Annotated in this window: 11 protein-coding genes, 1 tRNA gene and 2 pseudogenes; 6 read left to right on the top strand and 8 right to left on the bottom strand. The window is 60.9% G+C overall.

Annotated elements, in window-relative coordinates; genetic code table 11:
- Positions 1–3: 3 nt before the first annotated feature.
- Both O9281_RS09660 and O9281_RS09665 read right to left on the bottom strand, forming a co-directional pair.
- The gene (locus O9281_RS09660; protein WP_298184990.1) at positions 4–738 is read right to left on the bottom strand and encodes a sterol desaturase family protein; all 735 of its coding nucleotides are present in this window, start codon (positions 736–738) and stop codon (positions 4–6) included.
- Positions 739–1,372: 634 nt separating this feature from the next.
- Positions 1,373–2,536 (bottom strand): annotated as a pseudogene (locus O9281_RS09665) (DEAD/DEAH box helicase); the annotation flags it as partial.
- A 339-nt stretch (positions 2,537–2,875) separates the two neighbouring features.
- Between O9281_RS09665 and O9281_RS09670 the strand changes: the two are divergent.
- Genes O9281_RS09670 through O9281_RS09680 form a run of 3 tightly spaced genes read left to right on the top strand, consistent with a single transcriptional unit; the run spans position 2,876 to position 5,650 of the window.
- Positions 2,876–4,108, top strand: coding sequence for a cytochrome P450 (locus tag O9281_RS09670; protein WP_298184994.1), 1,233 nt, complete (start codon positions 2,876–2,878; stop codon positions 4,106–4,108).
- Positions 4,109–4,148: 40 nt separating this feature from the next.
- Positions 4,149–5,474: a M20/M25/M40 family metallo-hydrolase gene (locus tag O9281_RS09675; protein WP_298184997.1), complete on the top strand. Its 1,326-nt coding sequence runs from the start codon at positions 4,149–4,151 to the stop codon at positions 5,472–5,474.
- Positions 5,405–5,650, top strand: a complete 246-nt coding sequence (locus O9281_RS09680; protein ID WP_298184999.1) for a DUF1289 domain-containing protein — start codon at positions 5,405–5,407, stop codon at positions 5,648–5,650. Before O9281_RS09675 ends, O9281_RS09680 begins: the two co-directional genes overlap by 70 nt.
- On the opposite strand, the gene O9281_RS09685 is transcribed toward O9281_RS09680, so the two are convergent.
- Both O9281_RS09685 and O9281_RS09690 read right to left on the bottom strand, forming a co-directional pair.
- Positions 5,647–6,132 (bottom strand): MmcB family DNA repair protein, encoded by a 486-nt coding sequence (locus O9281_RS09685; protein WP_298185001.1) that lies wholly within the window; start codon positions 6,130–6,132, stop codon positions 5,647–5,649. The genes O9281_RS09680 and O9281_RS09685 overlap by 4 nt on opposite strands.
- 40 nt (positions 6,133–6,172) lie before the next feature.
- Complete coding sequence (locus tag O9281_RS09690; protein ID WP_298185003.1) at positions 6,173–6,610, bottom strand: hypothetical protein; 438 nt, start codon at positions 6,608–6,610, stop codon at positions 6,173–6,175.
- Between the two features lie 120 nt (positions 6,611–6,730).
- On the opposite strand from O9281_RS09690, the gene O9281_RS09695 reads away from it, so the two are divergent.
- Together O9281_RS09695 and O9281_RS09700 are read left to right on the top strand one after the other, a co-directional pair.
- A tRNA-Arg gene (locus O9281_RS09695) sits at positions 6,731–6,807 on the top strand.
- A 153-nt stretch (positions 6,808–6,960) separates the two neighbouring features.
- Entirely contained in the window at positions 6,961–8,178 is a 1,218-nt protein-coding gene (locus tag O9281_RS09700; RefSeq protein WP_298185006.1) for a site-specific integrase, read from the top strand.
- 557 nt (positions 8,179–8,735) lie between these two features.
- On the opposite strand, the gene O9281_RS09705 is transcribed toward O9281_RS09700, so the two are convergent.
- The 3 genes from O9281_RS09705 to O9281_RS09715 form a co-directional block, all read right to left on the bottom strand.
- The gene (locus tag O9281_RS09705; RefSeq protein ID WP_298185008.1) at positions 8,736–8,993 is read right to left on the bottom strand and encodes a hypothetical protein; all 258 of its coding nucleotides are present in this window, start codon (positions 8,991–8,993) and stop codon (positions 8,736–8,738) included.
- A gap of 122 nt (positions 8,994–9,115) precedes the next feature.
- Complete coding sequence (locus O9281_RS09710; protein WP_298185010.1) at positions 9,116–9,505, bottom strand: hypothetical protein; 390 nt, start codon at positions 9,503–9,505, stop codon at positions 9,116–9,118.
- A 123-nt stretch (positions 9,506–9,628) separates the two neighbouring features.
- On the bottom strand, positions 9,629–10,213 hold the full coding sequence (locus O9281_RS09715) for a site-specific integrase (RefSeq protein WP_298185012.1): 585 nt from the start codon (positions 10,211–10,213) through the stop codon (positions 9,629–9,631).
- A 168-nt stretch (positions 10,214–10,381) separates the two neighbouring features.
- Between O9281_RS09715 and O9281_RS09720 the strand changes: the two genes are divergently transcribed.
- Positions 10,382–10,630, top strand: coding sequence for a hypothetical protein (locus O9281_RS09720; protein WP_298185014.1), 249 nt, complete (start codon positions 10,382–10,384; stop codon positions 10,628–10,630).
- Between the two features lie 797 nt (positions 10,631–11,427).
- Here the strand turns inward: O9281_RS09720 and O9281_RS09725 are convergent.
- Positions 11,428–11,549: pseudogene (locus O9281_RS09725) on the bottom strand (IS630 family transposase); the annotation flags it as partial.

Here is an 11,549-nt window from a genome sequence, read left to right on the forward strand (position 1 = left end):
GTGCTAAAGCGAGGAGAGGCCGCGATCCGTGCCGCATAGCCGGTCCCAGACGCGAAAATAGAGGCCGTAATTGCATTGATAGTTCTCGTGATGACGCTGGTGGTGGCTGGCGGTTATCAGCCACCCACCCAACCGCGAATGAACAAGCCGGGCCGGGAACAGTTCCCAGCCCATGTGATTGGTGATCCCCATCAGCGTCATCACGGCCAGGACCAGCCCCAGCATGGCGACGTGGATCGGGATCAGGAAGACCAGCGCCGGGATCACCACGGCCCCGGTCACCGCTTCCCAGGGGTGAAAGCTCATCGCGGTCCAGGCGGTCGGTGGCCGACTGGCATGGTGGACGGCATGGGCCCGGCGGAACAGCCAGGGCCGGTGCATCCAGCGGTGGGTCCAGTAGAACCAGGTATCGTGCGCAAAGAGATAGAGCAGTACCGACAGCGGCAGGTACCACAGCGGGTAAGCGGTGAAGTCGGTATAGACCAGCGTCCAGCCATGCTGCTGCCAGCTCCAGGCCACCAGGCCGGCCGGCACGCCATAGATCGCCGCCGAAGCCAGCGACCAGCCGATTTCCATGCGGATCTGCGGCCCAAGCCCCTGGTAGAGGCCCGGCCGCACGATCCGCGTGGCCCAGGCAAAGGCCCCGCTGGTCAACAGATAGCGCACGCCGACGATCACCGTCATCGCTGCGGCGGACCATGCCGCCGCCTGCCATCCCGAACCTACGATACCTTCCATCGCCCAGCCTTATGCCTGCTTGCGATTCGCCGCGCCAGCCCTGTTGGCCGGTTCCTCAGACCGCGCGGCGCTGTCCGCCCGGACCATTGCGACCTTGGCCGCCGCTGCGGCTGGGGCCACGGCGGTCGCCCCGGTGGTCAGGGCGCTGGTCAGGACGCTGGTCAAGACGGGCCCCATCGCGGCGTTCACCCTGCGGCGCGGGACGGCGGTCACCATGGGCCGAAGGGCGACGGTCCCCCTGCGGGGCAGGACGGCGCTCGCCCTGCGGGGCGCCACGACGGTCCCCCTGCGGGGCGGGGCGACGCTCGGCCTGGCCGGGAGCGTGACCACCCGGGCGCCGATCGCCGTGCGGCTTCTTCGGCATCACACCGAATTCGCGCGCTTCACGGTCTTTGGCGGCCAGGGGGTTGAACACCGGGCCACGCTGCTCGCGCGGGGCCCATTCGCTGCGGACCCGCTCGTTGCGGTGATGCTGGTCGCGGCTCTGCCCGTCGCGGCTCTGGCCGCCGGGGCTGCGGTTGTTGTTGCGCCCCCGGTTCTGACCACCCCGACCGGCCCCGCTAAGTCCGCGGGCATCGCGTTCCTCGCGGCGCGCGTCCTGCTCGGCTTCGGCCGGCTTGCGGCTGGGCAGCGGCAGGCGGGCGGCTTCCTTCTGGAAGTCCTCGGGCAGCGATTGCGGCATCAGCTTCACGCCGGTCAGCCGCTCGATGTCCTTGAGATAGGCCTTCTCGTCCGGCGCGCAGAAGCTCAGCGCCACGCCATCGGCCCCGGCGCGCGCGGTGCGGCCGATCCGGTGGACATATTGCTCGGCCACGTTGGGCAGCTCGAAGTTGAACACGTGGCTCACCCCCGAAACGTCGATCCCGCGCGCGGCGATGTCGGTCGCGACCAGCACCGGGGTCGAGCCCTTGCGGAAAGCCAGCAGCGCGGCGGTGCGCTGGGCCTGGCTCTTGTTGCCGTGGATCGCGGCGGCATTGACGCCCGCCGTGCTCAGGTGGCGCACCACGCGGTCCGCGCCATGCTTGGTCCGGGTGAAGACCAGCGCCCGGTCGATCGAACCATCGGCGAGGCCAGCACGCAGCTTCAGCGTCAGCAGTGCCTGCTTTTCGGCCTGGTTGAGGAAGGTGACGAACTGGTCCACCCGCTCGGCCGTGGTGGCCTGGGGCGTCACTTCGACGCGCACCGGGTTATGGATGAACTGCTTGCCCAGCTCGGCAATCGCCTTGGGCATGGTGGCCGAAAAGAACAGGCTCTGGCGCTCCTTGGGGAGCATGTTGGCCACGCGCTTCAGCGGCACGATGAAGCCCAGGTCCATCATCTGGTCGGCTTCGTCGAGCACGAAGATCTCGACATTGCGCAGCGTCAGCGCGCGCTGATCGATCAGGTCGAGCAGGCGGCCCGGCGTCGCCACCAGGATGTCGCAGCCCGGCACCAGGGCGCGGGCCTGCTTGCCGACCGGGATCCCGCCGAACACGCACTGGACCGACAGGTTCAGGTACTTGGCATAGCCACGCATGTTCTCGGCGATCTGGTCGGCCAGTTCGCGCGTCGGCGAAAGGACCAGCATCCGGCACGAGGCATTGCTGCGCGCCTTGGGATTGGCGGCCAGGCGGTGGAGCGAGGGGAGCGAGAACGCGGCGGTCTTGCCGGTGCCGGTTTGGGCAATGCCCAGGAGGTCGCGCCCTTCCAGCAGGGCAGGGATCGCCTGGCGCTGGATCGGGGTGGGATCGGCATAGCCCTTGGTCTCAAGCGCACGGACAAGCGGCTCGGCCAGGCCAAGGTCGGTAAAATAGGTCATGAAATACTCACAAATATGGAGCGGCGCAGACGGATTGATCCCGTCTTGCGAAGCAAGGTGTCGTTCGATGCGACCCTGCGTGAAAAAGGAAGCTTCAGCGGTGCGATCGTTCGTCCGGGCCGGCCCTGTTTTGCCCCATCGGGCGGGCCTCACGCTGCCTCGGACTGCGCCGGATCATGGACCCGTTCGCCGTTCGCTGGGACCGCCCCTAAACAGAGTTGCTGCGAAAAGCAAGGAAATTACTTCAGCCGTCCGGATCCCTGCCCGGAATCAGCCTTGCATTCCCCGGTGAGAGGCGCATCCTCCCGCCATCCAGAGGTTGCGTGCGAGGGAGACCCTATGGCGACCGCTTTCCAGACCGAAACGCCCGATCCGCTCGACGTCAGCCGCCCTGAACTCTATGCCGAGCACCGCTGGCACGAGCCGTTCCGGCACCTGCGGGCCGAAGCTCCGGTCCATTACACCCCCGAAAGCGCCTTTGGCCCCTACTGGTCGGTTTCAACATACAAGCCGATCGTCCATGTCGAGGCCCTGCCCGAAATCTATAGCTCGTCCTGGACCAATGGCGGCGGGATCAGCATCGTTGATCGCCCGCCCGGCGAAGAACCCCTGCCCAGTTTCATTGCGATGGACCGGCCCAGGCATACCGAACAGCGCCGCACCGTGTCACCCGCCTTCACCCCCAGCGAGATGGCGCGGATGGCGGGCGATATCCGCCGCCGCACCGCCGAAATCCTCGATGAGCTGCCCTGGGGCGAAAGGTTCGACTGGGTTGATCGCGTTTCGATCGAACTGACTACCCAGATGCTGGCGATCCTGTTCGACTTCCCGTGGGAGGATCGCCGCCTGCTGACCCTATGGTCGGACTGGTTCGGCGATATCGAAGTGCGCAAGGACCCTGTGGGCAATGCCGAGCGCACCCGGCATCTCCACGATATGGGCGCCTATTTCAAGAAGCTGTGGGATGCCAAGGCGGGGCAGCCGCAGACCCCCGACCTGATCTCCATGATGCTCCATTCCGATGCCATGAACCACATGGATGCGCAGGAATTCATGGGCAACCTGGGGCTGCTGATCGTCGGCGGCAACGATACCACGCGCAACACCATGTCGGGCCTGGCCTATGCGCTTGACAAGTTTCCCGACCAGCGCGCCCTGCTTGAAAGCGATCCCGGCCATATCCCCAATGCAGTCACGGAAATCATCCGCTGGCAGACCCCGCTGGCGCATATGCGCCGCACGGCGCTCGCCGATACCGAGCTGGAAGGACAACAGATCCGCAAGGGCGACAAGGTCATCCTGTGGTACATTTCGGGCAACCGCGACGAGAGCGTGTTTGCCGATGCGGACAAGTTCCTGGTCACGCGCGAAAATGCCCGGCGGCACCTGTCGTTCGGCTATGGCATCCACCGTTGTGTCGGTGCGCGGCTGGCCGAACTGCAGGTAACCATCCTGCTCGAGGAAATGGCCAAGCGCCGGATGCGAGCCCATGTCTGCGCGGAGCCGGTCCGCGTCGCGCAGAGCTTCGTCAATGGCTACAAGTCGATGGAAGTAGAGCTGGAGCGCTATTGAGGGCGATTGCGCGCGTCTGCCGAACCATTAGAAGCAAGGCATGATCAAAGCCCTTCTTTCGGCGCCGTTCGCGCTGTCGCTCTTCCTTGCCGCCATTCCCGCCCAGGCCGCACCGCCCTCCAAGGCCGAGCGGACGATGATCGCCACGGTCGATGCCGAACAGGCGCGCCACCTCGCCCTGCTGGAAAAGCTGGTTAACCAGAACAGCGGCACCCGCAACCTCGCCGGTGTCAGGGCCGTGCATGACATGCTGGTGCCGGAATTCGCGGCGCTGGGCTTTACCGTGCGCTGGGTCGATCAGTCGGCGGTCGGCCGCGCCGGGCATTTCATCGCCGAGCATAAGGGCAAGCCCGGCACCAAGCGGCTGCTGCTGATCGGCCACCTCGATACCGTGTTCGAGCTCGACCACCCGTTCCAGAAGTATGAACGGATCAGCGCCGACAAGGCCAGGGGGCCGGGCGTCGCCGATGACAAAGGCGGGGTGGTGGCCATGCTGGCCGCGCTGCGCGCGATGCACAAGGCCGGGACACTGAAGGACGCCAATATCGAAGTGGTGCTGACCGGGGACGAGGAGGAGGCCGGCCTGCCGCTGTCGATCGCCCGGGCCGATCTGGTCGCCGCGGGCAAGCGCGCCGATGCCGCGCTCGATTTCGAAGGGCTGGTGCAGGATGGCGGTACCGACATGGGCTCGATCGCGCGGCGCTCGGCGGGCAACTGGAAGGTTACCGTCACCGCCCGCAGCGCCCATTCCAGCGGAATCTTCTCGGCCGCGGCTGGTGAAGGAGCGATCTATCCGCTCGCCGCGATCCTCACCGCCTTCCGCCAGGAGCTGCCTGAACCGAACCTCACCTTCAATGTCGGGATGGTGGCTGGCGGGGCCAGCGCGGCGATCGCGCCCAGCGGCGCCAATGCCGAAGCCACCGGCAAGAGCAACATCATCCCCGGCCAGGCCGTGGCCATGGGCGATCTGCGCGCGCTCACCCCCGAATCGATCGCCCGCGCCGAAGCGAAGATGCGCGCGATCGTCGCCCGCCCGTTCAACGGCGGCACCGCCGCGCTCGAATTCGAGGACAAGTATCCGCCAATGGCCCCGACCGAGGGCAACCGCGCGCTGCTGGCGAAGTTGAACGGCGTCAACGCCACACTGGGCCTGCCGGAAATGCCCGTGCTCGATCCGCTGAAGCGCGGGGCGGGCGATGTCAGCTTCGTCGCGGTGGATGTTGACAGCCTGGCGGGCCTCGGCGCGGCCAGCAGCGGCGACCACACTGCCAATGAAACGGTCGACATTCCCAGCCTGTGGCGCCAGGCCAAGCGGGCGGCGCTGCTGATGACGCGCCTGTCACGCGAACCGGCGGTCAAGCGCTGAGCCTGCGGCCGCCTCCGCGCGGGCCGGATTCGCCCTGCGACGGCACTTGCCGGATCGAGCCTGCCACCGGCTGGTGCTTGGGCTGCAAGCGCACGCTCGGCGAGATTGCCGACTGGCCGATGCTGAAGCCGCACGAGAAGCACGCGATCCTGCGGGCGTTGAAGGACCGGGCCTAGGACCAGGCGGCGAGACCCGGATCGGTCAACCCCTGCTGGCGGCGCAACGCGGCGCGGGCCAGCCGCTCCACCTCGGCCTTGCGGCGCGCGGCATTGAGCGGAACGGTGGGTGCGGGGCGCAGGATCTCCGCGTCATAGCCATCGGCCACGATCAGCCCGCAGCGCTCGGGCCGGAAGGCCTCGGTCTCCATGCAGGCGCGGTCGAGATGGGCGGCGAGGCCCCAGTAGAACCGGTCGCAATGGTCAAGGTAGTCGGGCCACTTGGCATCGCCCATGAGGTCCGCCTTGCTTACCTTGATTTCCACGATCACCAGGTGGCCCTTGGCATCGATCCCCATCAGGTCGGCTCGGCGATTGGAGCGCAGCGGCATTTCGGGCAGGCACCAGATGTCATTGCGGGCAAACAGGCGGCAGATGCCCCGGGCCACGGCCTGGGCGGCCTTCAGGTCGCTGTCGGTGGGAATCGCCAGGGTGCCGGTCATCCCGGCAGCATAGGAACAGAATGGGAACCTTGCAAGCCGCTCAGGTAAAGCGGCGAATCACCGGCGGCATGGCTCCGGGCGGCGGCACCAGCGCCAGCAGCGCCGTGCGGGCGGCCTGGAACTCCTGCCACAGCGCCAGGGCGGCAGCGGCCGGGTTGACCCCGCGGGCCTGGACCGCGAGCAGCGCGGCAATGCCTGGCTCCATCACGGCGGAAAGATCGGCGACGCCCTGCTCGGCGAGGTTGCGGCGCCAGCCTCCGGCATCGCGCATCACGGCGGGAAAGTTGCGGACCTCGGGGCTCATCGGTTCGGGCGCCAGGCCCGCCAGCATGGCGACCACGCCCGCCGCATCGTGCAGCGCGGCCCACTTCATGCTCATCGCGCTGGCCGAAGCCTGGCCAAAATCGGGCCGCCCCGAACCGGGCAGCACGCCGGGCGCGGACCCGGCAGGCGGGAAAGAGGGCGGCATCGCGTTCATTGGGCGCACCCTAGCCGGGCGGTGCTTGCCAAATCGCTAATTACCGGCCCGCTCCGCAAACACACTGGCCCAGAAAGGCACTGGCATTACCCGCAAGCTGCTGCTAACCGCCCGGTCCAGGCACCCGTAGCTCAGCTGGATAGAGCGCTGCCCTCCGAAGGCAGAGGTCACAGGTTCGAATCCTGTCGGGTGCGCCAAAATATCCCAACAAAACCAATGATATGCGAGTTTAACAAAAACTCGAATGGTCTCTTTCTGTCCATTTTCGCCATTGACAAAACGTTGACAAAAAACGGTGTCCAAGACCATCCCTCTGATATACCTCGTGAAGGTGTCTTGGAGACCTCGGGATGTCCAAATACGCCGAACAGGTTGACGTTAAGGGTGATGGTCGGGTCGTCATCTACAAACGTGCCGATCTGAAGAACCCTAAGTGGCAGGTCCGAATCAGGGTCCCCAACGCCACTGGGTACAAGATCGTCAGTGCCAAGACCGATAATCAGCGAGAGGCAGAGCGATTTGCCCTGGACCTCTACGAGGACCTTTACCTTCACGTGAAATCAGGCGGGTCGATCCAGTCTCGGACCTTCAAGCAGGTCTTCGAAGAGTGGAGGAAGCACATCGCCACGATGGGTCATACTCGGCAGGGTGGATCGTGGGATGCGACCATCGACCGGATCGAGACCTATGCGGTCAAGTTCTTCGGACCGATGAAGATCGACACCATCGGTCCCAGGGAGTTTGCGGACTTTTGGGTCTGGCGGAAATCCAACTACAATCGGTCTCGACCGTCCAACGGGACATTGCGCCGTGAGCGGACCAGTATCCTGCCTGTGTTCAAATTTGCGGTCACTCGAGGGTACCTGCAGTCGGTGCCCGAGACTGATCCGCCCAAGGCAACCTTGGAACGGCGACCGACCTTCACACAGGATGAGTGGCGGAAGATCTACACCAAGGCACGAGACTGGGTGAAGGAAGGCGAATCCCTCGCCACTTGGCGTCAGAGGTTTATGACCCAGCAGTATGTGCTGGTCCTTGCCAACACTGGTCTGCGGGTCGGTGAACTACGAGGGTTACGATGGAGTGATCTACGGACCGTTCAGACCAATGATGGAACCCGCCTCGTTGCCGAGGTTCGTGGCAAGACTGGCGTTCGAGAAGTGGTGTTTCAGGACGGTGCCGAGAACTACATCAAGCGGGTCTATGATCAGCGGATGGACGAACTCGGCGATCCACCGCCTGAAGACGAGGTGATCTTCTGCCATCGAGACGGATCGCCTATTCAGACGATGAAGACCGCCTTCTACTCGCTGCTGAAGTTTGCGGGCGTACCCATCGAGCGCAATGGCGGGTCACGGACGATCTACTCGCTGCGGCACTTCTACGCCACGATGAGGCTGTCGCACGATACCAGCCCATTCCTTCTGGCGAAGCAGATGGGGACGTCGGTCGAGATGTTGGAAAAGTTCTATGGGCAGACCGTTTCATCCGAACTGGCAGCCCAGATCACCAAGGCAACTAGGGCAAAGGGGTCTGGCAAGGCGGCGGGGGCGTATCCGTTCGAGTGACCGTTCGGGTCCGAAATCACGAGACACAGAGAGAGACCTACTGCTAACTTTCTTCCATCTCGATCCAGCGACCTTGGTGAGTGCGTGCAATCGCTTTATTGCAGTTTCGGCAACGAGATACCCAGCGATTCCCATCGTGGCGGACCCTGCGCCGATACCTGCGGTGGATCCCCCGCCTGCAAAACAAGACCCGATAGAGGAGCTTGAACATTCCATGTATGTATCCGCCCTCTACGCTTGAAAACACTAAAGAAAATTTACTGACAAATTTACGTATAAAAATTTTTAGTATACAATTTTAACTGATTTGCTTATCAAACTATAAACTCAACTTGGGTGGGAATTTAAATAATAAATAGGGCTAATTAATGAACTTATTTTCATTAATGAAGGGCATTGAGATGAAAACTAAGGCAAGATGCCTAAGCTCAGAGGGAGAAATAATTACATATCTGTATGAATATGGACCATCACGTCCAATCGAAATTGTGAATGCTTCAATGCATTCAGGCGTGAATGTTTTTTCGAAGCTATCCGATTTGTGCAAGATTGGTGTACTAGAGCGAGCCAAAAAGCACGAAAGAGCTAGACCGATTTATAGCCTCAGCAGCGAGTTCAAACTGTTCATTGACGCACAAGTCGCTGAAAAGGTGAGCGCCGGCAGGATCGTCTGACTGCTCAAGTTTGATGCAGCCAGATTTGCACTCATCAATATCGCCACCGCCATCTAGGTCAACGGCACTGAGAAGCGGAATGAATGAGAATTCTGACAGGCAAGGCAGATCAACAATCGCTGTCAGTTTGACGCTGATCAAAGCAGTTCGACCCAAACTCTGCTTTGGCTAAAGCGCAACCCAAGGGAACACTGCGACCCGTTCCCTGTCGCCTAGCCCAGCACTCAAGTGCTGGGCATTTTTTTCAACGCTACGCAGGTTACTCACAGCGAGCCAGGGTAGCGTCCTTCATAATCAATGGCGGACCCAATTAGCACGGCACAAGATCTCAGCTTCTTTAAATGATTTCCGTGCCCGCAAAATGCAAAAAACCAAAAGCGGGGCTCTACTCCGAAGCTAACATAGGTTTTGTTGCCAATCGTGCTGACCCATACAACGTAAAAGCAAGTACACTTCCGCTCTTTATGTGGTCGGAAGGCAACCAGACGCTTCAGCTTTGGGTCCTGATCTGCCACTTTGAAGCCGGATGATTCAAAAAGATGCAATATCTTTGCAAATGCAGTGCTCGCCATTTCAGAGGTAAAGAGACCCTGTTTCAGCCAAGGCATCTTGACCAAGAAGCGATGATACTTCGAGCGCAACCGACTGGTCATTTTTCGCCCTTCCCCTGGGACAACCAAATGATAACGCTAGACGCACAAGATTCTCGCCGCTTTCGCCGCCAATTTGATAATATTGCAGATTTGCAAGCAGTGTTTGCCCCGTAAACAATAGCATTATAGGAGTTCTACCACCCGCTTCCGAGCTTCACTGTCCCCCTCAATGTACCTCTGTGTGGTTTGCAGCGAGGAGTGCCCCGCCAAGTGCTGAACATCTCGGAGTGATCCTCCAACGGTCGAGATCTTCCGGGCGGCATTGGTGATGAAGGTCCGCCGCCCGCTGTGAGATGAGCAACCGATTAGTCCCAGTTCACGATACCACCGCTGAAACAAGTTCACGACCGCCTGCGCCGAGGTCTGGTCTGATCTTTCAGTGCGGACCACATAAGCGGTCGGATCGCTCCGTCCCCGCTCGGACAGTTCCACCAGCGCAGTTCGTAGTTGGCGGTTGATCGGAATGATCCGACCCGACTGCCCCTTCGAAGCGTCGTTGGTCAGGTGGATGTATTCTCCCACCTCCCCGTCAGCCCCGACGACCATTGACCATTTCAGAGCAGCGATCTCTTTTGCCCGAAGACCTGCCCTGACCGAGAGCAGGACAATGACCTGATTGCGGAGCCCGTTACGGCGCTTTCCAACATGATGAAGTAGGGCGTCGATCTGTTGGCGGTTGAGGATTTTAGCCTGTTTGCCCAGAGCCATCGAAACCTCGTAAGTGATTATATTACCTGATGATTTGATGGTAATATAATCATTAAACTTCGTACACCGCTCAATGCATCGAGATTGCCGATTCCGATCAATGGCTTGTGCGAACTGATGATGGAATTGCTATTTGATAATCAGTTCATCCAGCCATAGGATCAGCTGATGAGCGGTGCTGGATACGCCCTGTACGATCAAAGCCAAAACCGTCTGGAGGTGATCCGTCCAGGCGAAAGTATGAAGCGGTACATCCCCTGCACCAACATTCGACCGCCGCACGACAAGGTGCACGGCGTGCAGATCGACGGCGATGACATTTGGGTCTTTGTCGGACCCAGCACCAATCCACGCCCTAACCGCAAATTCCTCTACCGCTTCTCGTCCCTGTCGGGCGGCAGCAGTCGGACGATCTGACGAAAAATAGTTCACATTCTCAGGCTTTGAGCCGCTCTCGGCGTATAAATAAACCTATACTCTGAAGGCACTTGCCGAGGTTGGGCACCAGTTATCAGTCCCTCGCCTGCGAAAACGAGACGCAGCGAGAAACTCCATCGGGTCAGAGCGATGTGAATTCCCTCGCAGCCAGTGGCTGCTTGGGAACCGAAGCGGATCGGGCATTGCCTGTGAAGCACGATGGCAGCTCTGAGAACAAGCATCTGCCACCATCAACGGGTCGTCGTTCCATAGCGCCGTTGATGGACCCGCTGGGATGTAGCGGGGCGTAAAAGGAGACAGGCTAGCCGCCCTTACCTCGACAGAGGTTGCCCTTATGGAATGTGTGACGGGACGATCACTTTGAAATCGTCTGAACACAGTGCTCCTGACGGAAGGAGTATTGTGTTCAAAAACGACCCTTTGAAATTCAGATATTGAAATCCTGATGCCTCGATCGCTCTGCGATCGAGTTGCCGAAGGCAATCTCTGGATATCATTTAATCCAGTATAAACAGGATATTGAAAGGAAATAAGATAAAATATGGATTATGATTCAATCAACAAAATCGAGAATGTTCTAGTCGCTTGTCGGCTTCCAGTGATGCTGAAGGAAAAGGCAGCTGATTATGGTCGGCAAGTGGACTTGAACTTGAGCCAGGTCATTCGTCGAGGAATCCTGATGATCGTCAATCAGGGTCCAAAGCCATGAAGGTGATCCAGAAGGGATCTACCAACGTCTCAAGTCTGAAGACCATGGTAATACCAAGACTCGTTGATCAGAACCTGTGCGCCCATTGGCGCAGGCCGATGGACATGATGCGCCATGGTTGCTCGACGAGCCTGTTCCAGGCGAAGCAGCAGTGATCGACGATGTCGTCGTAGGATTTGAAGATGCGGT

It is taken from the genome of Novosphingobium sp., from assembly GCF_027531025.1.
Classification (GTDB): domain Bacteria; phylum Pseudomonadota; class Alphaproteobacteria; order Sphingomonadales; family Sphingomonadaceae; genus Novosphingobium.

Bases quoted from the DNA above. Each gene is read 5' to 3' on its own strand.
- O9281_RS09690 (WP_298185003.1), bottom strand. From the start codon at position 6,610: ATGAACGCGATGCCGCCCTCTTTCCCGCCTGCCGGGTCCGCGCCCGGC.
- O9281_RS09685 (WP_298185001.1), bottom strand. From the start codon at position 6,132: ATGACCGGCACCCTGGCGATTCCCACCGACAGCGACCTGAAGGCCGCC.
- O9281_RS09700 (WP_298185006.1), top strand. From the start codon at position 6,961: ATGTCCAAATACGCCGAACAGGTTGACGTTAAGGGTGATGGTCGGGTC.
- O9281_RS09715 (WP_298185012.1), bottom strand. From the start codon at position 10,213: ATGGCTCTGGGCAAACAGGCTAAAATCCTCAACCGCCAACAGATCGAC.
- O9281_RS09720 (WP_298185014.1), top strand. From the start codon at position 10,382: ATGAGCGGTGCTGGATACGCCCTGTACGATCAAAGCCAAAACCGTCTG.
- O9281_RS09660 (WP_298184990.1), bottom strand. From the start codon at position 738: ATGGAAGGTATCGTAGGTTCGGGATGGCAGGCGGCGGCATGGTCCGCC.
- O9281_RS09670 (WP_298184994.1), top strand. From the start codon at position 2,876: ATGGCGACCGCTTTCCAGACCGAAACGCCCGATCCGCTCGACGTCAGC.
- O9281_RS09675 (WP_298184997.1), top strand. From the start codon at position 4,149: ATGATCAAAGCCCTTCTTTCGGCGCCGTTCGCGCTGTCGCTCTTCCTT.
- O9281_RS09710 (WP_298185010.1), bottom strand. From the start codon at position 9,505: ATGACCAGTCGGTTGCGCTCGAAGTATCATCGCTTCTTGGTCAAGATG.